Origin of the sequence: Pseudomonas sp. RC4D1 (assembly GCF_018390395.1) — a bacterium.
Lineage (GTDB): Bacteria > Pseudomonadota > Gammaproteobacteria > Pseudomonadales > Pseudomonadaceae > Aquipseudomonas > Aquipseudomonas danubii.
Map to the genome: position 1 here is coordinate 1,873,101 of NZ_JAHBAW010000002.1, position 21,162 is coordinate 1,894,262.

The window sequence follows — 21,162 nt, forward strand, 5'->3', positions numbered from 1 at the left end:
AGGATTAACAAGCCAGCCCCATTGCAGGGCTGGCTTGTGCAGGAGTCGCGAGGGTTATTCCAGGGCCGCCGCCGGGCCGAAGAACTCGTAGCGACTTTGTTGCTCGGGAATGCCCAGGGCCTTGAGATGGCGCTTGATGGCCGCCATGAAGCCCTTGGGCCCAAGGAAATAGGCATCCAGATCACGCTGCTCCGGCAACCAGTCGGCCAACTGCTCCCGGGTCAGCAGCCCCAGTTTGTCTGCTGCTGGGCTGATGCCGTCGTCTTCGGCGTAGCAGTAGAAACGCTTGAGCTGTGGATAACGCTGCGCCAACTCGTCGACCCAGTGGCGAAACGCATGCACCTGGCCATTGCGTGCACAGTGGATGAAATGCACCGGGCGCTCGGTCGCCAACGCGGCCTCCAGCATCGGCAGGGTCGGGGTGATACCAACCCCGCCACTGATCAGCACCAGGGGCTTGTCGCTGGCCTCCAGGGTGAACTCACCCGCCGGCGGAAACAGCATGATGCGCGCGCCCACCGGGCACTGGTCATGCAGGTAGTTGGACGCCACGCCTCCGGCCTCGCGCTTGACGCTGATGCGGTACTGGCCCTGGCTGGTAAGCGCCGACAGGGAATAATTGCGCCGTACTTCCTCGCCCTCGATGAAGAGCTGCAAGCCAATGTACTGCCCAGGCTCGGCGGCGAGGATCGGCCCCCGGTCCAATGGCTCGAAATAGAAGGAGGTGATTTCCGCACTCTCCTGGACCTTATCCACCAATGTGAATTCCCGCGCGCCCCGCCAGCCGCCGGGTGCCTGGGCCTTCTCGTCGTAGATGGCCGCCTCGGCGCCAATCAGGATATCCGCCAACTGGTTGTAAGCCGCGCCCCAGGCATTGATCACTTCGGGAGTGGCGATCTCGCTGCCCAGCACCTCGGAAATGGCCCGCAACAGGCAGGCGCCAACTATGGGGTAATGCTCCGGCAGGATCTGCAGGGCCACATGCTTGTTGATGATCTTGGCCACCAGGTCCCCCAGTTGGTCCAACTGGTCGATATGCCGGGCATACATCAGTACGCCATTGGCCAGGGCCCGGGGCTGATCACCGCTGGCCTGGTGGGCCTGGTTGAACAGCGGACGCACCTGGGGGTACTCGGACAGCATCATCCGGTAGAAATGGGTAATCAGGGCTTCGCCACCGCTTTCCAGCAGGGGCACAGTGGATTTGATGATGGCGCGATCTTGAACGCTTAGCATAGGGACAACTCCTGGACTTTTTGACTGCTTGCAGGTTGCCCTTAACTAATCAGTTTCCATGCCAGAATTTAAATCGTTATAAATCAATAACTTAAAATATAAATAGTCATAAAGACACGCCGACCTTTATAGTCATTAAGACAACGCGGAGTCCTTATGACTGCAAAATCCCTACTCACGACCCTACTGCCACTGGTGACCGACCTGTCCCGGGAACTGCCTGAGGGCGAACGATATCGCCGCCTGCTGGAGGCCCTGCGAGCCCTGCTGCCCTGCGATGCCGCCGCGCTGCTGCGCCTGGATGGCGAATGGCTGGTGCCGCTGGCGGTCAACGGCCTGAGTACCGATACCCTGGGCCGGCGCTTCAAGGTCAGCGAGCACCCGCGCTTTGCCGCCCTGCTCAGCAGCCCGGGACCGACCCGTTTTGCCAGCGACAGTGAACTGCCCGATCCCTATGACGGCCTGGTGGAAGGTCTCGACGATCACCTGGAAGTCCATGACTGCATGGGCTGTCCGCTGTTCGTCGATGAACGCCCCTGGGGCCTGCTGACCCTCGACGCCCTCGACCCGCAGCGCTTCGAGCCTATCGAGCTGGACGCCCTGCAAGCCTTCGCCAGCCTGGCTGCCGCCACGGTCAGCGCTGCCGAACGCATCGAGCGCCTGGCACTGCGCGCCGAAAACGAGCATCAACGGGCCGAAGTCTTCCGCCAGGCCAGCGGGCAGAACCGCGAGATGATTGGCCAGAGCAAGGCCCACAAGCGCTTGCTGGAAGAGATCAATCTGGTTGGCGGCAGCGACCTGACCGTGCTGATCACCGGGGAAACCGGCGTTGGCAAGGAGTTGGTGGCCCAAGCCATTCACGCGGCCTCGCCCCGGGCGGAGCAACCGATCATCAGCCTCAACTGCGCGGCCCTGCCCGACACCCTGGTGGAGAGCGAGCTGTTCGGCCATGTGCGCGGCGCCTTTACCGGGGCCACCCAGGATCGTCGGGGGAAATTCGAGCTGGCCAATGGCGGCACCCTGTTTCTCGATGAAGTCGGTGAACTGTCGCTGACGGTACAAGCCAAGCTGCTGCGGGTGCTGCAAAGCGGCCAATTGCAACGCCTGGGCTCGGACAAGGAACATCAGGTGGACGTACGCCTGATCGCCGCCACCAACCGCGATCTGGCAGAAGAGGTGCGCAACGGTCGTTATCGCGCCGACTTCTACCATCGCCTCAGCGTGTATCCACTGCGGGTGCCGGCCCTGCGGGACCGGGGCCGGGACGTGCTGCTGCTCAGCGGCTACTTCCTGGAACAGAACCGCTCGCGCATGGGCCTGGGCAGCCTGCGCCTGAGCGCCGATGCGCAACAGGCGCTGCTGGCCTACAACTGGCCGGGCAACGTCCGCGAACTGGAGCACTTGATCGGACGCAGCGCCCTCAAGGCCTTGGGCAACTGCCGTGAACGGCCGAAGATCCTCAGCCTGGATGCAACGGACCTGGACCTGCCGCGGGTCAGCGAAAAGGCGCCTGCCGTGCCCGAGCAAGCCCTTGAAAGCGCGCCTCTGGCCCTCACCAACGGCGATCTGCGCCAGGCCACCGAGCACTATCAACGCCAACTGATCAACGCCTGCCTTGAACGGCACCAGCACAACTGGGCCAGTGCCGCCCGTGAGCTAGGCTTGGACAGGGCCAACCTCAGCCGCCTGGCCAAGCGCCTGGGCCTGCGGTAGAGGCCAAGGGCCTGCTCGCTGGAGCGGGCGTGCCAGCAAAGGGCACGGCGTAAATCCAGGGACCCGCGCAGCGGCCGACGGAAAGCAGCCTCGCCGCTAAAGCCCGTCCTGAATACGTCGATAACCCGTTATCAAGGGTTGTCCGTGGGTCGAGCCACAAGCCAATTTTTTCCAGAGAAGGTTTTTATGTCCTCCAACAAAGCCCGCGCAGACTCGCTTTCGCTTCTGCTGTTTACCTTGCGCAGCGGCAAGCTGATGGCAATCAACCTGCTTAAAGTCAGTGAAATCATTCCCTGCCCGCCGCTGACCAAGCTGCCGGAATCCCACCCCCATGTGAAAGGCATCGCCACCTTGCGCGGCAACTCGCTGTCGGTGATCGACCTCAGCCGGGCCATCGGCGAGCGCCCCCTGGCCGACCCGGACAGCGGTTGCCTGATCGTCACCGACGTCAGCCGTTCCAAACAGGGCCTGCACGTGCAGGCGGTGAGCAAGATCGTCCACTGCCTGACCACCGATATCCGCCCACCGCCCTTTGGTTCCGGCGGTATCAAGTCCTACATCACCGGCGTGACCCAGGTGGACGGCACGCTGGTGCAAGTGCTGGATATCGAGAAAGTGATCCACGGCATCGCCCCGGCGCAGATCGAGATGGCGCCCACCGAACTGAGCATGGAAGACGCCGATGCCCTGGGCAATGCGCGCATCCTGGTGGTGGACGACAGCCAGGTAGCGCTGCAGCAATCGGTACACACCCTGCGCAACCTCGGCCTGCAATGTCACACCGCCCGCAGCGCCAAGGAGGCCATCGACTGCCTGCTGGAACTGCAAGGCACGGCCAACGAGATCAACCTGATCGTTTCGGACATCGAGATGTCGGAAATGGATGGCTACGCCCTGACCCGGACCCTGCGGGAAACCCCGGACTTCGCCCATCTGTATGTGTTGCTGCACACCTCGCTGGACAGTGCCATGAACAGTGAAAAGGCCCGCCTGGCTGGAGCCAATGCGGTACTCACCAAATTCTCCTCGCCGGAACTGACCCGCTGCCTGATCGACGCTGCCAAGACCATCGCCAGCCAGGCAGCCTGAGCCATGAGCGAGGTCCACTGCCTGCTGCTGCGTCGTGACCTCAGTGTCCCCCAGGCCACGCCACAGTGGCCGGCGGGCATCACCCTGCAGCACTACAGCCCGGAACTGGCCGAAGCCGTGCATCAACTGCTGCACCTGGGCTACCAGGACGGCGGTGGCCAGGTGCCACCCCTGGAAAACTGGCGCCGGGCCTTCGAAACCGATGCCGAGTACGACCCTCAACTGTGCCTGGTGGTGCGGGATGCGCAGGGCGTAGTGGCGGTGGCCCAGTGCTGGACCAGCGCCTATATCAAGGATCTGGTGGTGCACCCTCGGGCCCGTGGTCAAGGACTGGGCCGCGCCCTGCTGCTACAAGCCTTCATGATGTTCGCCGAACGCCGGGAAGGCTTTGTCGATCTCAGGGTGCTGGAGGACAACCTGCGGGCGCGGCGCTTGTATGAAAGCACCGGCATGCATATCGTGCGTCGCGAAGTCCTGCCCTAGGCGACAGCCATCAAGACCCGACAGCTGGCGTGCAACTTGCTTCGACACGGCTCCTGGCCGCGTCAATAACAGCATTTATGGCGCTATCCCTGTCGACCCAGAACGGTTTACTCGCTCCATGAATACTCAGTTTTCCTGCGTTGGTTGCGGCAAGTGCTGCAACGATCACCATGTGCCCCTGACCCTCACCGAAGCCCGGGCCTGGGCCGCCGACGGCGGTCAGGTGATCGTCCTGGTGGAGGCCTTCCTCGGCAATGGCCTGGGGCTGCCGGCGCAACAGCGCGAGCACGCCGAGCGCCGTTCCTGCCGGGTCAGCAGTGGCAGTACCGAGGCCTACGTGGCAATCACCTTTGCCGCCTACAACGTCGGCCCCTGCCGGAATCTTGACGAAGACCAGCTCTGCCGCATCTATGAGCGTCGCCCCCTGGTGTGCCGTATCTACCCCATGGAGATCAATCCCCATATCCCCCTCAACCCGCAGGCCAAGGAGTGCCCGCCGGAATCCTGGGAACAGGGACCGCAACTGATTCTGGGGGGAGCACTGGTGGATAGGGAACTGGCCGAGCTGATCAGCCGCTCACGCCAGGCCGACCGCGACGATATCCACACCAAGGAAGCCATTTGCGCCCTGCTCGGCATTCGCACCACGGCCCTCAAGGGCGACGGCTTCACCGCCTACTTGCCCGACATGAATGCCCTGGCCAAGGCCATCGATCAAGTTCAGGCAGCGCCCCCCGTGGCATCCAGCCAGCCCTGGCGCTTTCATCTGTCCGGAAACGACATCGCCGGCCAGGTCCAGGCTGCCGGCGCCCTGGTGGTCAGCGAAGCGGCCCTGGACTACGCCTTCATCTCGCTGCGCGCCGCCTGACCCCGCAGGATCAGGCTGGCCGGCGAACCGGCCTATCCGCGCTTATGCCAGAACTCCTGGGCCAGTTGCCGCAGGTCCCCCGCCAGCCCGGCCACGTCGCCTGAATTGACATGACTGAGCTGCCCGGCACTGACCGTCACTTCACAGGCATTGCGAATACCGATGATGTTGCGATTGATGTCCTCGCTCACCGCGCTCTGCTCCTCCACCGCCGCGGCAATCTGCAGGCTCATTTCGGTGATCTGATTGACCCGCTGGCTGATGCCGTCCAGGGCCACTGCGGCGCGCTGGGCCTGGTCGACGCTGCTTTCCACATGCGCACTGCTGTGCTGCATGGCCTCCACGGCATGGCGCGCCGCATTTTGCAGGGTGCTGATCATGCGCTGGATTTCGTTGGTGGAATCCTGGGTCCGCTGGGCCAGCCCACGGACTTCATCGGCCACCACGGCAAAGCCGCGCCCCTGCTCACCGGCCCGCGCCGCCTCGATGGCAGCGTTCAGGGCCAGCAGGTTGGTTTGCTCGGCGATGCTGCGGATCACCTCCAGCACCCCGGAAATATCCGTGCTGTGGCCCTCCAGCTGATGAATGACTTCGGTGGCCCGCTCCAGCTCGCTGGCCAGGCGCAGCACCGCGCTGCGGCTTTCGCCCACCAGTTGATGACCTTCACGGGTTTCGCTTTCCGCCTGATCTGCCGCCACCGATGCCTGCTGGGCATGGGTGGCGACCTCGGCCACGCTGGCGGCCATCTGGTGAATGGCGGCCGCCACCTGATCGGTTTCCGCCTGCTGCTCCAGGGTGCTGTTGTGGCTGCTGTGCAGGTGTTCCACCAGCTCTGCGGCGTGCCCGGCCAAGCGCTGGGACGCATCGCCGATCCGCCCCACCACCGCCCCCACTTGGGCCTCGAGCATCTGCAAGGCGAACTCGATACGCCCGAACTCGTCGGCACGACCGGTGTAGATGCCCTGGCTCAGTGGGTTGTCGCCAATCTGCCGGGCACGCTCGGCGAGGCGATCCAGCGGGCGCATTTGCAGACCGACTGCCACCAGACTCAGGCACCAGCCCATGGCCATCACCGTGCCCTGGAGCATCCAGGACTCGGGCAGCAGCCAGGCTGAAACCCCGAAACTGCCGATAAAACCGGCGCTGATAGCGGCCCACAGGCGCAAGCGCAGGCTGACGACAGGCAGCATGCTCCAACCTGAACGCCCGCCCTCCCTGAGCCGGGCATAAGCCCGCTCCGCGGCGTCGATCTGTTGCGGACTGGGCTTGGTGCGCACCGATTGGTACTCCACCGCCTGACCGTCGCGGGTCACCGGCGTGACGTAGGCGCTGACCCAGTAGTGGTCGCCGTTCTTGCAGCGGTTCTTGACCATGCCCATCCACGAGCGGCCGCTCTTGAGGGTGCGCCACATATGGCCGAAGGCCGCGGAGGGCATGTCCGGGTGACGCAGCAGGTTGTGCGGCGAACCCAGCAGTTCCTCGCGGGTGTAGCCACTGATCTCGATGAAATCAGGATTGGCGTAGGTGATCGCGCTGGTCAGATCGGTGGTCGAAAGGATGTTCGCATCAGGGGCAAAGTCCACGTTTCGCCCAGTAACCGGCAGGTTGATCTTCATGGGAAGCGCGCTCGTAATTGTTAGGAGGAGTCGGCAGGGCTGCTGACTCTAAGCGCACTGATGCCACAAATACTGATCCAGCTCAGGTTTAAAGCAATTAGCCATCATTGCGATTAAAAAGCGCAAATCGAGGCAATATCTTCGATTGTCGGCGATATCAACGTTTGCCCATGGAGCGCCGGGTACCGGGAGGCGCTGCGCCGGGGGTCTTGGTGTGGCCATTGCTGGCGCCGTTCTTGTACCAGGGCTGCTGAACGTTTTTTGCCGCGGCGAATTCGGACGGTTTGAAGGGAAACTTGAACGCCGGTATCTCAGCCTTGCCCTCGGTTTCAGGGGTGGCCGGCTCGGCCGCAGGATCAACGCTCAGGGCGTCATCCGCAGCAGGTTGTGCAGGGGAAGTCATGGAAGCTCCAGGAGAGAAAGAAAAGCCGGGCCGAGGGACGGGCCACAGGGGTCGGCAGTATACCTGTGTGCCTGCGATCTTTGACCTGCGTCGCAAGGACTGACCGATACTTTTCTGACAGGGCTGACAGCTGGCCGTCACCCTGCTGACCGGGTTAGCGGACTATAACTGTGCACAGATCATGGCCATCCTTCCGACATCACTGCCCGGCGCCCTCCCCCCATGCCCATTGCCAAGAAAACCGTCGTGACCGCAACGCTTCTCCTGGCCATCGCCGCCGCTGCGATCTGGTTCTTCAACAAACCCACAAGCCCCAGGCTGGCCGCGCCCACGGCGATACCAGTGCGGGTGGTACAGGTGGTCCAGCAGGACGTAGCGCGCTACACCAGCGGCATAGGCTCGGTGCAGTCGCTGCACAGTGTGACCATCCGTCCCCAGGTGGACGGCATCCTCACCCGATTGCGGGTCAAGGAAGGGCAGTGGGTGAAAGCAGGTGACCTGCTGGCCACTCTCGATGACCGTTCGATCCGCGCCAACCTGGATCAGGCCCGGGCCCAGCTGGCACAGAATCAGGCCCAGTTGCAGGTGGCGCAGATCAATCTCAAGCGCTACAAGCTGCTGTCGGTGGATGACGGCGTCTCGAAGCAGACGTACGACCAGCAAGTGGCCCTGGTCAATCAGCTCAATGCCACGGCCCAGGGCAACCAGGCCGCCATTGACGCCACCCAGGTACAACTCTCCTACACCCAGATCCGCTCTCCCGTCACTGGCCGGGTGGGTATTCGTACCGTGGATGAAGGCAATTTCCTACGCGTGACCGACACCCAGGGGCTGTTTTCGGTGACCCAGATCGACCCCATCGCCGTGGAGTTTTCCCTGCCCCAGCAAATGCTGCCGACCTTGCAGCAGTTGATCCGCGCCCCGGAGCCGGCGGCGGTCCAAGCCTACCTGGGCGCCGACAGCAACAGCCCCGATGCCCTGCTGGGCAACGGGCACCTGACGCTGATCGACAACCAGATCAATGCCGGTACCGGCACCATTCGCGTCAAGGCCGAGTTCGACAACGCTCAGCAAAAGCTCTGGCCCGGACAATTGGTGACGGTGAAAATCCAGACGGCGCTGGACCAGGCCGCGCTCACCGTACCGCCTAACGTGGTCCAGCGCGGCCTGGATCAGCACTTCGTGTTCAGGGTCAAAGGCCAGCACGTGGAAAGCGTGCCGGTGCAGGTGCTGTATCAGGACAGCGGGCTGAACATCATCTCCGGCGTCCAGGCCGGGGACGTGCTGGTCAGTGACGGCCAGTCGCGGCTCAAACCCGGCTCCCAGGTCCAGGTACTGAGCGACCCGCCGCCCCTGGTGCAGGCCTCGGAGCCCAAGCCATGAAGGGCCGTGGCTCGATGTCCGCCTGGTGCATCGACCATCCGGTCGCCACCGTGTTGCTGACGTTCGCGCTGGTGCTGCTGGGGCTGATCGCCTTTGCGCGCCTGCCGGTGGCGCCGCTGCCAGAGGCCGAGTTTCCCACCATCCAGGTTTCCGCCACCCTGCCCGGGGCCAGTCCGGACACCATGGCCTCCTCGGTAGCCACGCCGCTTGAGGTGCAGTTCAGCTCCATCCCCGGCGTGACCCAGATGACCTCCAGCAGCGCCCTGGGCTCCTCCCTGCTGACCCTGCAATTCACCTTGAACAAGAGCATCGACACCGCCGCTCAGGAAGTACAGGCGGCCATCAACACCGCCGCCGGCAAACTGCCCAAGGACATGCCCACCCTGCCCACCTGGAGGAAGGTCAACCCCGCCGACAGCCCGGTGCTGATCCTCAGCATCAGCTCGACGCAGATGCCCGGCACCGAGCTCAGCGACTACGCGGAAACCCTGCTGGCCCGGCAGATCAGCCAGATCGACGGTGTTGGCCAGATCAACATCACCGGCCAGCAGCGCCCGGCGATCCGGGTCCAGGCTTCAGCAGACAAGCTGGCGGCCATCGGCCTGACCCTGGCCGACATCCGCCTGGCGATCCAGCAAACCAGCCTCAACCTGGCCAAGGGCGCGCTGTATGGCGAATCGAGCATCTCCACCCTATCCACCAACGACCAGCTGTTCCATCCCGAGGAATACGGCCAGTTGATCGTTTCCTACAAGGACGGCGCACCAGTGCACCTGCAGGACGTGGCGCGAGTGGTCAACGGCTCGGAGAACGCCTACGTCCAGGCCTGGTCCGGCGACCAGCCTGGGGTCAATCTGGTGATCTCGCGCCAACCGGGGGCCAATATCGTCGACACCGTGGACCGCATCCAGGCTGCGCTGCCGGGCCTTGAGGCCATGCTGCCGGCGTCGGTGCAGGTCAAGGTGCTGGTGGATCGCACCCAGACCATCCGCGCCTCGCTGCATGAAGTGGAGATCACGCTGCTGATCGCCGTGCTGCTGGTGGTGGCGGTGATGGCGCTGTTCCTGCGCCAGTGGTCGGCGACCCTGATCGTCTCCGCAGTGCTGGGGGTATCGCTGACCGCCAGTTTCGCCCTCATGTACGTGATGGGCTTCAGCCTGAACAACCTGACCCTGGTGGCCATCGTCATCGCCGTGGGCTTTGTGGTGGACGATGCCATCGTGGTGGTGGAGAACATCCACCGTCACCTGGAGGCCGGCGACGGCATGCGCGAGGCGGCGATCAAGGGCGCCGCAGAGATCGGCTTTACCGTGGTCTCCATCAGCTTTTCCCTGGTGGCGGCGTTCATTCCCCTGCTGTTCATGGGCGGCGTGGTGGGCCGGCTGTTCAAGGAGTTCGCCCTGACCGCCACCTCCACCATCATGATTTCGGTGGTGGTCTCGCTGACCCTGGCCCCGACCCTGGCCGCCCTGTTCATGCGTGCCCCGGTGAACCCGGCCCATGCCCAGCCGGGTTTCGGCGAGCGCCTGCTGGCCTTCTACGAACGCGGCCTGCGCAAGGCCCTGGCCCATCAGCAACTGATGCTGGGGATTTTCGGCCTGACCTTGAGCATGGCCATCGCCGGTTACATTCTGATTCCCAAGGGCTTCTTCCCGGTGCAGGACACCGGCTTCGTGCTGGGTACTACCGAGGCGGCGGCGGACATCTCCTACCCGGACATGGTGAAAAAACATCAGGCCCTGGCGGAAATCGTCGCTGCCGACCCAGCAGTGCAAGCCTTCTCCCATTCGGTGGGCGTCTCCGGCAGCAACCAGACCATCGCCAATGGCCGCTTCTGGATCTCGCTGAAAAAACGTGGCGACCGGGATGTCTCCGCCAGCGCCTTTATCGACCGCATCCGCCCGCAACTGATGCAGGTGCCGGGCATCGTCCTCTACTTGCGGGCCGGCCAGGACATCAACCTCAGTTCCGGCCCCAGCCGCGCCCAGTATCAATACGTGCTCAAAAGCAACGACGGCCCGACCCTGAGTACCTGGACCCAACGCCTGACTGAAAAACTGCGCGGCAACCCGGCGTTCCGCGATGTTTCCAACGACCTGCAACTGGGCGGCAGCATCACCCACATCAACATCGATCGCACCACCGCCGCGCGCTTCGGCCTCACCGCCAGCGATATCGACGAAGCGCTGTACGACGCCTTCGGCCAGCGTCAGATCAACGAGTTCCAGACCGAGATCAACCAGTACAACGTGATCCTCGAACTCGACACTCAGCAACGGGGCAAGGCCGAGAGCCTGAACTACTTCTACCTGCGCTCGCCGCTGACCGGGGAAATGGTCCCGCTGTCGGCCCTGGCCCGCTTCGACGCGCCCAGCATCGGGCCGCTGTCGATCGCCCACGACGGCATGTTTCCGGCGGCCAATCTGTCGTTCAACCTGGCCCCCGGCGTGGCCCTGGGGGATGCGGTGATCCTGCTTGACCAGGCCAAGAGCGAGATCGGTATGCCGGCGGCCATCAGCGGCAACTTCCAGGGCGCGGCCCAGGCCTTCCAAAGCTCCTTGGCCAGCCAGCCGTACCTGATCCTCGCCGCGCTGGTGGCGGTCTACATCATTCTCGGGGTGCTGTACGAAAGCTTCGTGCATCCGCTGACCATCATTTCCACCCTGCCTTCAGCGGGCCTCGGCGCCTTGTTGATGCTCTGGCTCTGCGGCCAGGACTTTTCCATCATGGCGCTGATCGGCCTGGTGCTGCTGATCGGCATCGTCAAGAAAAACGGCATCCTGATGATCGACTTCGCCCTGGAGGCCCAGCGCAACCGTGGCCTGGCTCCTGAAGAAGCGATCTACCAGGCCTGTATCACCCGCTTCCGGCCGATCATCATGACCACCCTCGCCGCCTTGCTCGGCGCCCTGCCGCTGATGCTCGGCTATGGTACCGGTGCCGAACTGCGCCAGCCCCTGGGCATCGCCGTGGTCGGCGGTTTGCTGGTAAGCCAGGCCCTGACGCTGTTCACTACGCCGGTCATATACTTGTGGCTCGAGCGGCTGTTCCACCGGCCCCAGCCGGCCCTTTCGCCGGCCACCAACACCTGAGGCGGGTCATGCGCGTTCTGATTATCGAAGACGAAGAAAAAACTGCGGACTACCTGCATCGCGGACTGACCGAACAGGGCTATACCGTCGACCTGGCCCGGGATGGCGTCGAGGGTCTGCACCTGGCTCTGGAAAGTGACTATGCGGTGATCGTGCTGGATGTGATGCTCCCCGGCCTGGACGGCTTTGGCGTGCTGCGAGCCCTGCGTGCGCGCAAGCAGACCCCGGTGATCATGCTCACCGCCCGGGAGCGCGTGGAGGACCGGATTCGCGGCCTGCGCGATGGCGCCGACGACTACCTGGGCAAGCCCTTTTCCTTCCTTGAACTGGTGGCCCGCCTGCAGGCCCTGACCCGCCGCAGCGGTGGTCACGAACCGGTGCAGATCAGCATCGCCGACCTGTGGATCGATCTCATCAGCCGCAAGGCCAGCCGCGCCGGCACGCGCCTGGACCTGACCGCCAAGGAGTTCTCCCTGCTCAGCGTGCTGGCCCGGCGCCAGGGCGAGATCCTGTCCAAGACCTCGATTGCCGAGATGGTCTGGGACATTAACTTCGACAGCGACGCCAACGTCGTCGAAGTGGCAATCAAGCGCCTGCGGGCCAAACTCGACGGCCCTTTCGAACACAAGCTGCTGCACACCATCCGCGGCATGGGTTATGTGCTGGAGAGCCGCAGTGCCGAGTAACTCCATTGCCCTGCGCCTGAGCGGGCTGTTCACCCTGGTGGCACTGCTGATCTTCCTGCTGATTGGTGGCGCCCTCTATCAACAGGTGGACAAAGGCCTGGGCCTGCTGCCGGAAGCCGAGCTGGACGCGCGTTACAGCGTGCTGGAGTCGGCCTTGAACCGTTACGGCACGCCTGAACACTGGGCCAAGATCAACGCCAAGCTCAAGCTGCTCAGCGAGGAGGACAAGCGCATCCGTTTCTGGGCAGTGAGCGGCGATCCCGCTTATGAGTACGGCAACCCGGACCCACAGATCCGCGCATTCGCCCAAGGTCCTCTGGGCATGCGCGACCTGATCCTGAGCGCTCATCCCTATCCACTGAAGGTACTGGTCAGCCAATTGCCGGCCAAGGAACAGCGCCCGGCCCTGCGCTTCCTGATTGCCATCGACACCGATACCTTCCACCAGACCCAGCAGCAGTTGCTGATAGCCCTGATCGGCCTGGCCATCGTCGGTGTACTGCTGGCCTCGGCCCTGGGTTACTGGGTGGCGCGGATCGGCCTCAAGCCGCTGATCAAGCTGTCCCAGGAGGCCCAGCGCCTGGCACCGCCGCGGCTCTCCGGGCGCCTGCAGCTCTCGCCCCTGGCGCCGGAGCTGAGCCAGTTCGTCAGCTCCTTCAACTCCACCCTGGAACGGGTCGAACAGGCCTATTCGCGCCTGGAGTCGTTCAACGCCGACGTCGCCCATGAACTGCGCTCGCCCCTGACCAACCTGATCGGCCAGACCCAGGTGGCCCTGACTCGGGGCCGCTCGGCGGAGCATTACTTCGAGGTACTGCAATCCAATCTTGAAGAACTGGAACGGCTGCGCTCCATCGTCAACGACATGCTGTTCCTGGCCAGTGCCGACCAGGGCAACAAGGCCACCAAGCTCACCAGCACCTCCCTGGCGACGGAAGTGGCCGCCACCCTGGACTACCTGGACTTCATCCTCGAAGACGCCCAGGTCAGTGTCGAGGTCCAGGGCGATGCCCAGGTGCGAATCGAGATTGCCCACCTGCGCCGGGCCCTGATCAATCTGCTGAACAATGCCGTGCAGCACACGGCGGTGGGGGAAGTGATCCGGGTGCGGATTGAAGTGCAGGAGCAGCAAGTGACGATCGCCGTCAGTAACCCGGGGCAAGGCATCGCCAGCGAACACCTGCCGCGTTTGTTCGAGCGCTTCTACCGGGTCGATGCCTCGCGCAGCAACAGCGGCGCCAACCACGGCCTGGGGCTGGCCATCGTCAAGGCCATCGCCCTGATGCATGGCGGCGACGTCTTTGTGCGCAGCGATCGGGGGATCAACACCTTCGGCCTTTATCTGCCTCTGTGACTCGGGATTCTCGGATTCTGCAGACGCCGACTGGCCGACGCACGCCTCAACCTATCCGGCGCGGACTATGGGGCACTTTCGCTGGCAACCCGGCGCCTGCTGGCCAGTCTCTACTGTTGTGTTTTTGGTAACAGTCCTTATCCTGTTCGGCTCTTTTTCCAGCAGCCCCATGGTTATATTTTTGTCGCACCGAATTGAACTTGCTCTGCAAGAAGGTCTTCAGAAATGTCCAACAGTATGGGTTTGGCCAGCGTCTTTGTTTTGTCTTCCCTGTTCGTGGTGCCAATGGCCATGGCCGAAGAATCCCAGGGATTCGTGGCGAGAAATGCCGCACGCGCCGCCGCGTTCGAACAAGCACAGATTGCCCAGGCCGCCCAGCAGCAACACAGTCAGCAAGCCCAGAAGATCACCGCTGAGCACAGCAAGACCGACGCTCACAAAGACAGTTGATCGGCGATAGCCACTCGTTTCCCTCGACAACTTCTCTGCTTTCAACCCTGGAGTAAGTTGTCTTAAAGCCGCTGACTTCAGCGGCTTTTTTTTGCTGTAGAGAAACCCTCTGCACATTCGTCATGCACAGAACAAGAAACAACCGAATTCACAATAAAAAATCATGTTCATTCACCAAAGGAGCTACACGTTGTTCAGGACCACGCTGAGAATCAGCCCACTATTCATTGCAATCGCTGCAACTATTCCCGCCTTGGGCCAGGCTGCCGAAGAGCGCGACAAACAGGGCTTCGTCGCCGGCTCGAGCCTCAAGCTCAACGCCCGCAACTACTACATGAATCGCAACCGGCATCAGCAAGCCGATGACAACATCGAATGGGGCCAGGGTTTGCTGGGGGTCTTCGAGTCCGGCTACACCCAGGGCACCGTGGGTTTCGGCCTGGATGCCAATGCCATGCTCGGCCTCAAGCTCGATGGCGGTGGCGGCACCGACAGTTCGAGCATCCTGCCCATCAGCGATGGCAACGGAAAAGCGCCCGCAGCGTTCTCCACCGCTGGCGCCACCTTGAAGATGCGAGCCTTCGACACCGAGCTCAAGGCAGGCGATCTGTTTCTCAACAACCCGGTGATCGCCGGGGGCATGAGCCGCATGCTGCCGCAGACCTTTCGCGGCGTCAGCCTGACCAACCACAGTTTCGACGGCTGGTTGATCGAAGGCGGCCAAGCCAGTTTCACCAAGCCTTACAACCAGAGTGGCCACAAGCGCATCGGCACCTCCTACGGCACCTTGCAAAAAGGTGACGAAAGCCTGCACCTGAATTGGGCCGGGGTCGCCTGGAGCGGCGTTCCGGGGCTGACCAGCAGCCTCTACGCCTCTGAACTCAAGGACATCTGGAACCAGTACTACTACGACCTGGACTACACCTACGCGCTCAACGATCTGGTCAGCCTCAATCCGGGCCTGCACTTCTATCACACCCAGGACACCGGCCAGGCGCTGCTGGGCAACATCGACAACAACACCTACAGCCTGCACTTCACCGTGGGCGTAGGCAGCCACAGCGTCACTGCGGCCTACCAGCGAGTCAACGGCAACACGCCGTTCGACTACATCGCCCAGGGCGACAGCATCTACCTGGACAACTCCCAGCAGTACTCGGACTTCAACGGTCCCAACGAGCGCTCCTGGAAGCTCAAGTACGCCTACGATTTCGCCGGCGTCGGCCTGCCGGGCCTGACCTCGGCACTGTCTTACTCCCGGGGCGAGTTGGACCTGACCCAGGTCGATCCGGCCAGCCGCGGCTATGCCAACTGGTACAGCGCCGACGGCAAGCACGCCAAGCACTGGGAGCGCGACCTCGACCTCAAGTACGTGGTGCAAGGCGGCACCGCCAAGGACCTGGCCGTGCGCTTGCAATGGGCCACCAACCGTGGCGGCAACGGCTACGGCGCACTGGACAACGACACCGATGAGTACCGGGTGATCGTCGACTATCCGATCAACGTGTTCTAAGCCGATATAAGCAAAAGGCCAGCATGTTTTGCTGGCCTTTTTTTTATTCGGGATTTATACAGGCGCGAAGGCGTGACCGATTTCTGTAGCCCACGTCCACACTAGACTTAACTATGTCGACGTAGCAGAAATCAAAATCATGAGCGTGAGTCGTGCGACACCCCGCACAGGGAAAATCGCGTCAAATCCGGAACGTCTGTTGGTCCTGGCCAGCTCGCTGATCGTCGTGGCCATTCTCAGTATCGTCACCTACCTGTTGATCCGTGAACACGCTGCTGCCGAACAGGCTGCCACCCGTGCCGCGAACAACATCGTGCAACTGATCGAAGCGGATGTGTTGCGCAACGTCGAACTCTACGACCTGTCCCTCAAGGGGCTGATCAGTGCGGCGCAACGCGTCGACCTGAAGGACGTGTCGGCGCCCATCCGCCATCTGGCGCTGTTCGACCGGGCCACCGCAGCGCCCTACAAGGGCGATATTCTGTTACTGGACAAGCACGGCGAGGTACTTGCCGACTCGGCTTCGGTCGTGCCGCGCACGGGCAACTACGCCGACCGCGAGTACTTCCGCTCGCATATCGACAATCCAGATCCTGGCATGATGATCAGCCCCCCGTTCCGTGCCCGCACCGCCGAGCATGACTGGCGGATCAGCTTCAGTCGTCGGCTCAGCAACGAGAATGGCGAGTTCATTGGTGTCGCCGAAGCGGCCATGCGCCTGAGCTACTTCAATGAGCTGTTCAAGAATCTGGATATCGGGCGCAACGGCTCGATCAACCTGATCAGCCGCGACGGGGTTCTGCTAGCCCAACAACCGCCCCTGGCGGACGACCTGATTGGCAAGAGTTTCAGTAACCGCCCCAACTTCGTGCGCATCCTGCGCGAAGGCAATGGCAGCTTCGGCAGCGTGTCCAGCGTGGATCGGATGCACCGGCTGTACACCTTTTCCCAGGTGGGCGACCTGCCGCTGATCGTGGTTGTGGCGCTGTCCATCGACGAAGTCTTCGCTGCCTGGCAACGCACGGCGCTGCTGATCAGCGGCGCCACTGGGGCGCTGTGCATCGCCCTGTTCTGGCTAACCTGGCAACTGTGTCGCGAACTGCGGCGCCGGCAGGATGCCGAGCAGGAGCTGGCGCGCCTGGCAGCTGTCGATGCCCTCACCGGCCTGGCCAACCGTCGTACCCTGGATCAGGTGATGAACAATGAGTGGGCCCGGGCCCGGCGCACCAACCAGCCCCTGTCGCTGCTGATGGTCGATGTCGACCACTTCAAGTCGTTCAACGACCGCTTTGGCCATCCACTGGGGGACCAGGCATTGCGTGCAGTGGCGCAGAACATTGGCACTTGCGCGGGACGCCCGGCAGATCTGGCGGCGCGCTACGGAGGCGAAGAGTTCGCGGTAGTACTGCCGGAGACCGACAGCGCCGGCGCCGCCGTACTCGCCGAGCGAATCCGCGCCAGCATCGCCGCCTTGCCGCCTGTCAGCGAACAGGCCACACCCTTGACGGTGAGCATCGGCATCAACACCTGGTCGGGCAATCCCGATATCAGCCTCGACCAATGGGTGAGTGACGCCGACAGGGCCCTGTATCAAGCCAAGTACAGCGGCCGCAACCGAGTGGTTTCCAACATGTCACGGCGCAGCAGCTGAACCTTCGGGCATAAAAAAAGGCCATCCGGGGGGATGGCCTTCAAAAACAAAAGGAAAGAGAGAGTAATTACACGGCCGCGACCGGACGCATGTAAGAGATCGGTGCAGTGCTGGCATCTTCGAAGGTCACGACTTCCCAGGCATCTTTCTGCTCAATCAACTTGCGCAGTAGCTGGTTGTTCAGTGCGTGGCCCGACTTGAAGCCCTTGAACTCGCCTATCAGGCTGTTGCCTAGCAGGTAGAGGTCACCAATTGCATCCAGGATCTTGTGCTTGACGAATTCGTCTTCGTAGCGAAGACCGTCTTCGTTCAGTACGCCATCCGAATCGACCACAATGGCGTTTTCCACGCTGCCGCCGAGTGCGAGGTTGTGCTTGCGCAGGTACTCGATATCACTCATGAAACCAAAGGTACGGGCGCGGCTGACTTCTTTTACAAACGAAGTGCTGGAGAAGTCCACGCTTGCACTCTGGGTGCGGTCACGGAAAACCGGGTGATCGAAATCGATCTCGAAGCTCACTTTAAAACCATCGAAAGGCACGAAAGTGGCGCGCTTGTCGCCGTCTTCCACGGTCACTTCACGAAGGATGCGGATGAACTTTTTAGCTGCGTCCTGTTCTTCGAGGCCAGCAGATTGAATCAGGAATACGAAGGGTCCGGCGCTACCATCCATGATCGGGACTTCGGACGCGGAGAGCTCGACGTAGGCGTTATCGATGCCCAGGCCAGCCATGGCCGAGAGCAAGTGCTCCACCGTGTCCACTTTGACGTCACCGTTGACCAACGTGGTCGACATCGTGGTTTCGCCAACATTTTCCGCGCGAGCAGGAATCTGCACCACAGGGTCCAGGTCGGCACGACAAAACACAATGCCGGTGTCGACAGGCGCAGGCTTGAGGGTCAGGTAAACCTTCTCCCCGGAATGCAGGCCTACACCTGTGGCACGGATAATATTCTTCAGGGTGCGTTGTTTAATCATGGCTTGGGCCGCTTCAGCGCAAATTGCGAACTGGTATCAACAAAGGCTGGCGATAATAGCAGACCATGCCTTTGCTGAACACCAATCACCCTAATACCCCTGATACATTCCATCAATCGGCCTGACGACGCAGGAATGCCGGGATGTCCAGGTAATCCAGATCATCTTGCGGATTCAGCTTCGCCGCGGTCGCCGCGTTCGACTGCGCCTGATTGCGCATGACGGTCGGACGGTCCAGGTCACGGTAGTTCACCGACGGCAGTTCCTGACGAGCAGGGGCTGGCGCTTGCGACTGTGCGGACATGGAAGTCTGAACGGTGTTGTCGATGACCTTTACAGGTTTCTCGATTTTCGCGCCCAGACCGGTGGCCACTACGGTTACATGCAGCTCGTCACGCATGTCCGGATCGATAACGGTACCGACCTTGACCATGGCGTGTTCGGAAGCGAAGGCTTCGATGATGCTACCCACGTCGGAGTACTCACCCAGGGACAGGTCAGGACCGGCGGTGATGTTCACCAGGATGCCGCGTGCACCTTCCAGGTTCACGTCTTCCAGCAACGGGTTGCGGATCGCCGCTTCAGTGGCCTCACGCGCACGGTTCGGACCGCTGGCGCAGCCAGTGCCCATCATCGCCATGCCCATTTCGCTCATCACGGTACGTACGTCGGCAAAGTCGACGTTGATCATGCCCGGACGCTTGATGATGTCGGAGATACCGCGAACGGCACCGGCCAGCACGTCGTCAGCCTTGGCGAAAGCCGACAGCAGGCTGGCGTCCTTGCCGAGGATGGTCAGCAGCTTCTCGTTGGGGATGGTGATCAACGAGTCGACGCTTTCGCTCAGCGCGCGGATGCCCTCATCGGCGATCTGCATGCGCTTGCGGCCTTCGAATGGGAACGGACGGGTCACCACCGCAACGGTGAGGATGCCCATTTCCTTGGCCACTTCAGCGATGATCGGCGCCGCACCGGTACCGGTACCGCCGCCCATGCCGGTGGTGATGAACACCATGTTGGTGCCCGCCAGTACTTCGGCGATACGCTCGCGGTCTTCCAGAGCGGCTTGACGGCCGACTTCCGGATTGGCACCAGCGCCCAGGCCCTTGGTCACGCCGGTACCCAGTTGCAGGATGGTCCGCGCGCCGATGTTTTTCAGCGCTTGAGCATCAGTGTTGGCGCAGATGAACTCGACGCCTTCGATGTTGCTCTTGACCATGTGATTGACCGCGTTGCCGCCGCCACCGCCAACACCGATAACCTTGATTACCGGACTCTGCGGGATGTTGTCTACGAGTTCGAACATTTTCCCTCTCCTTTCATTTCTCTAGTTTTTCGCCTACTGCCTACTGCTTTGAAACGGTGTTGCGGTAAATCTTTAGAAGTTGCCCTGGACCCAGCTCTTGATGCGGTCCAGCAACGCGGCCTTGGGCTCGTCGCTGCTGTAGCTGTCGCGGCTGCCGATGCCGGAGAACGAGATGCCATCGGACTGTTTCTGCAGTCCGTACAGCAGCAGGCCGACGCCGGTGGAATAGATCGGGTTGCGCACCACGTCGGACAGGCCCTTGACACTGTGGGGCACGCCCAGACGAACCGGCATGTGGAAAATCTCCTCGGCCAGTTCCACCGCGCCTTCCATCTTCGAAGTACCACCGGTGAGCACGATGCCGGCCGGGATCAAGTCTTCGTAGCCGCTGCGACGCAGCTCGGCCTGGATCAGGGTGAACAGTTCGTCGTAACGCGGCTCGACCACCTCGGCCAAGGCCTGGCGCGACAGCTCGCGCGGCGGACGATCGCCAACGCTCGGCACCTTGATGGTTTCGCCGGCACCGGCCAGCTTGGCCAGGGCGCAGGCGTAACGGATCTTGATCTCTTCGGCATACTGGGTCGGCGTGCGCAGGGCCATGGCGATGTCGTTGGTCACCTGATCGCCGGCAATCGGGATCACCGCGGTGTGACGGATCGCGCCTTCGGTGAAGATCGCCATGTCGGTGGTACCGCCGCCGATGTCCACCAGGCACACGCCCAGCTCTTTCTCGTCGTCGGTGAGTACCGAATAGGCCGAGGCCAGTTGCTCGAGGATGATGTCGTCGATTTCCAGGCCGCAGCGACGCACGCACTTCTCGATGTTCTGAGCGGCATTCACCGCACAGGTCACCACGTGCACCTTGGCTTCCAGACGCACGCCCGACATGCCCAAAGGCTCACGCACGCCTTCCTGGTTATCGATCACGTAATCCTGTGGCAGGGTGTGCAGGACCCGCTGGTCAGCCGGGATTGCCACGGCCTGGGCCGCATCCAATACCCGCTCCAGATCCGCCGAGCTGACTTCACGGTCGCGGATCGCCACGATGCCGTGGGAGTTCAGGCTGCGGATGTGATTGCCCGCCACACCGACGAAGGCCGAGTGGATACGGCAACCCGCCATCAGTTGCGCTTCTTCCACCGCGCGCTGGATCGACTGCACGGTGGACTCGATGTTCACCACCACGCCCTTCTTCAGGCCGCGGGAAGGATGAGTGCCGATGCCGACGATTTCCAGCGAGCCATCGGCCGCGACTTCGCCCACCAGCGCCACCACCTTGGAGGTGCCGATATCCAGGCCGACGATCATTTTGCCGCTTTGCACATTTGCCATGGTCCTGC

General features: G+C 62.5%; 17 protein-coding genes and 1 pseudogene. 11 read left to right on the forward strand and 7 right to left on the reverse strand.

The window, feature by feature from the left end; translation table 11 throughout:
• Positions 1-54 precede the first annotated feature (54 nt).
• Entirely contained in the window at positions 55-1,236 is a 1,182-nt protein-coding gene (gene hmpA, locus KHO49_RS24190) for an NO-inducible flavohemoprotein (protein WP_110652250.1), read from the reverse strand.
• A 156-nt stretch (positions 1,237-1,392) separates the two neighbouring features.
• Here hmpA and norR point away from each other — a divergent pair, with 156 nt between their 5' ends.
• The 4 genes from norR (at position 1,393) to KHO49_RS24210 (ending at position 5,389) form a co-directional block, all read left to right on the forward strand.
• Positions 1,393-2,949, forward strand: coding sequence for a nitric oxide reductase transcriptional regulator NorR (gene norR, locus KHO49_RS24195; RefSeq protein ID WP_110652249.1), 1,557 nt, complete (start codon positions 1,393-1,395; stop codon positions 2,947-2,949).
• A 186-nt stretch (positions 2,950-3,135) separates the two neighbouring features.
• Positions 3,136-4,038 carry a chemotaxis protein CheV gene (locus tag KHO49_RS24200; protein WP_102880859.1) on the forward strand — a complete coding sequence of 301 codons (903 nt, stop codon included), beginning with the start codon at positions 3,136-3,138 and terminating at the stop codon, positions 4,036-4,038.
• A gap of 3 nt (positions 4,039-4,041) precedes the next feature.
• Positions 4,042-4,521: a GNAT family N-acetyltransferase gene (locus KHO49_RS24205; protein WP_102880860.1), complete on the forward strand. Its 480-nt coding sequence runs from the start codon at positions 4,042-4,044 to the stop codon at positions 4,519-4,521.
• Positions 4,522-4,639: 118 nt separating this feature from the next.
• Complete coding sequence (locus tag KHO49_RS24210; protein ID WP_213665921.1) at positions 4,640-5,389, forward strand: YkgJ family cysteine cluster protein; 750 nt, start codon at positions 4,640-4,642, stop codon at positions 5,387-5,389.
• Positions 5,390-5,421: 32 nt separating this feature from the next.
• Here KHO49_RS24210 and KHO49_RS24215 read toward each other — a convergent pair whose 3' ends face one another.
• From KHO49_RS24215 to KHO49_RS24220, 3 genes and pseudogenes are all read right to left on the reverse strand, one after another.
• A complete protein-coding gene (locus tag KHO49_RS24215) occupies positions 5,422-6,477 on the reverse strand; it encodes a methyl-accepting chemotaxis protein (RefSeq protein WP_372342534.1) in 1,056 nt (351 codons plus the stop codon).
• 246 nt (positions 6,478-6,723) lie between these two features.
• Positions 6,724-7,005, reverse strand: a pseudogene (locus tag KHO49_RS31600) (PAS domain-containing protein); the annotation flags it as partial.
• A gap of 157 nt (positions 7,006-7,162) precedes the next feature.
• Positions 7,163-7,408 carry a hypothetical protein gene (locus tag KHO49_RS24220; protein WP_102860335.1) on the reverse strand — a complete coding sequence of 82 codons (246 nt, stop codon included), beginning with the start codon at positions 7,406-7,408 and terminating at the stop codon, positions 7,163-7,165.
• A gap of 222 nt (positions 7,409-7,630) precedes the next feature.
• Between KHO49_RS24220 and KHO49_RS24225 the strand changes: the two genes are divergently transcribed.
• From KHO49_RS24225 to KHO49_RS24255, 7 genes are all read left to right on the forward strand, one after another.
• Positions 7,631-8,791 carry an efflux RND transporter periplasmic adaptor subunit gene (locus KHO49_RS24225; protein ID WP_213665923.1) on the forward strand — a complete coding sequence of 387 codons (1,161 nt, stop codon included), beginning with the start codon at positions 7,631-7,633 and terminating at the stop codon, positions 8,789-8,791.
• Positions 8,788-11,883 carry a multidrug efflux RND transporter permease subunit gene (locus KHO49_RS24230; RefSeq protein ID WP_213665924.1) on the forward strand — a complete coding sequence of 1,032 codons (3,096 nt, stop codon included), beginning with the start codon at positions 8,788-8,790 and terminating at the stop codon, positions 11,881-11,883. Before KHO49_RS24225 ends, KHO49_RS24230 begins: the two co-directional genes overlap by 4 nt.
• Positions 11,884-11,891: 8 nt before the next feature.
• Entirely contained in the window at positions 11,892-12,569 is a 678-nt protein-coding gene (locus KHO49_RS24235; RefSeq protein ID WP_102860332.1) for a heavy metal response regulator transcription factor, read from the forward strand.
• Positions 12,559-13,923 carry a heavy metal sensor histidine kinase gene (locus KHO49_RS24240; protein WP_213665925.1) on the forward strand — a complete coding sequence of 455 codons (1,365 nt, stop codon included), beginning with the start codon at positions 12,559-12,561 and terminating at the stop codon, positions 13,921-13,923. Before KHO49_RS24235 ends, KHO49_RS24240 begins: the two co-directional genes overlap by 11 nt.
• Positions 13,924-14,148: 225 nt before the next feature.
• Positions 14,149-14,373 (forward strand): hypothetical protein, encoded by a 225-nt coding sequence (locus tag KHO49_RS24245; protein WP_102860330.1) that lies wholly within the window; start codon positions 14,149-14,151, stop codon positions 14,371-14,373.
• Between the two features lie 163 nt (positions 14,374-14,536).
• The gene (locus KHO49_RS24250; RefSeq protein WP_213665926.1) at positions 14,537-15,886 is read left to right on the forward strand and encodes an OprD family porin; all 1,350 of its coding nucleotides are present in this window, start codon (positions 14,537-14,539) and stop codon (positions 15,884-15,886) included.
• A 139-nt stretch (positions 15,887-16,025) separates the two neighbouring features.
• On the forward strand, positions 16,026-17,537 hold the full coding sequence (locus KHO49_RS24255) for a sensor domain-containing diguanylate cyclase (protein WP_213665927.1): 1,512 nt from the start codon (positions 16,026-16,028) through the stop codon (positions 17,535-17,537).
• 67 nt (positions 17,538-17,604) lie between these two features.
• Here KHO49_RS24255 and lpxC read toward each other — a convergent pair whose 3' ends face one another.
• The 3 genes from lpxC to ftsA form a co-directional block, all read right to left on the reverse strand.
• Complete coding sequence (gene lpxC, locus KHO49_RS24260; protein ID WP_011063304.1) at positions 17,605-18,516, reverse strand: UDP-3-O-acyl-N-acetylglucosamine deacetylase; 912 nt, start codon at positions 18,514-18,516, stop codon at positions 17,605-17,607.
• A 112-nt stretch (positions 18,517-18,628) separates the two neighbouring features.
• Complete coding sequence (gene ftsZ, locus KHO49_RS24265) at positions 18,629-19,822, reverse strand: cell division protein FtsZ (protein ID WP_011063305.1); 1,194 nt, start codon at positions 19,820-19,822, stop codon at positions 18,629-18,631.
• A gap of 72 nt (positions 19,823-19,894) precedes the next feature.
• Entirely contained in the window at positions 19,895-21,154 is a 1,260-nt protein-coding gene (gene ftsA / locus KHO49_RS24270) for a cell division protein FtsA (protein ID WP_011063306.1), read from the reverse strand.
• Positions 21,155-21,162 lie beyond the last annotated feature (8 nt).

Bases quoted from the DNA above. Each gene is read 5' to 3' on its own strand.
- hmpA (WP_110652250.1), bottom strand. From the start codon at position 1,236: ATGCTAAGCGTTCAAGATCGCGCCATCATCAAATCCACTGTGCCCCTG.
- norR (WP_110652249.1), top strand. From the start codon at position 1,393: ATGACTGCAAAATCCCTACTCACGACCCTACTGCCACTGGTGACCGAC.
- KHO49_RS24200 (WP_102880859.1), top strand. From the start codon at position 3,136: ATGTCCTCCAACAAAGCCCGCGCAGACTCGCTTTCGCTTCTGCTGTTT.
- KHO49_RS24205 (WP_102880860.1), top strand. From the start codon at position 4,042: ATGAGCGAGGTCCACTGCCTGCTGCTGCGTCGTGACCTCAGTGTCCCC.
- KHO49_RS24210 (WP_213665921.1), top strand. From the start codon at position 4,640: ATGAATACTCAGTTTTCCTGCGTTGGTTGCGGCAAGTGCTGCAACGAT.
- KHO49_RS24215 (WP_372342534.1), bottom strand. From the start codon at position 6,477: ATGCTCCAGGGCACGGTGATGGCCATGGGCTGGTGCCTGAGTCTGGTG.
- KHO49_RS24220 (WP_102860335.1), bottom strand. From the start codon at position 7,408: ATGACTTCCCCTGCACAACCTGCTGCGGATGACGCCCTGAGCGTTGAT.
- KHO49_RS24225 (WP_213665923.1), top strand. From the start codon at position 7,631: ATGCCCATTGCCAAGAAAACCGTCGTGACCGCAACGCTTCTCCTGGCC.
- KHO49_RS24230 (WP_213665924.1), top strand. From the start codon at position 8,788: ATGAAGGGCCGTGGCTCGATGTCCGCCTGGTGCATCGACCATCCGGTC.
- KHO49_RS24235 (WP_102860332.1), top strand. From the start codon at position 11,892: ATGCGCGTTCTGATTATCGAAGACGAAGAAAAAACTGCGGACTACCTG.
- KHO49_RS24245 (WP_102860330.1), top strand. From the start codon at position 14,149: ATGTCCAACAGTATGGGTTTGGCCAGCGTCTTTGTTTTGTCTTCCCTG.
- KHO49_RS24250 (WP_213665926.1), top strand. From the start codon at position 14,537: ATGTTCATTCACCAAAGGAGCTACACGTTGTTCAGGACCACGCTGAGA.
- KHO49_RS24255 (WP_213665927.1), top strand. From the start codon at position 16,026: ATGAGCGTGAGTCGTGCGACACCCCGCACAGGGAAAATCGCGTCAAAT.
- lpxC (WP_011063304.1), bottom strand. From the start codon at position 18,516: ATGATTAAACAACGCACCCTGAAGAATATTATCCGTGCCACAGGTGTA.
- ftsZ (WP_011063305.1), bottom strand. From the start codon at position 19,822: ATGTTCGAACTCGTAGACAACATCCCGCAGAGTCCGGTAATCAAGGTT.
- ftsA (WP_011063306.1), bottom strand. From the start codon at position 21,154: ATGGCAAATGTGCAAAGCGGCAAAATGATCGTCGGCCTGGATATCGGC.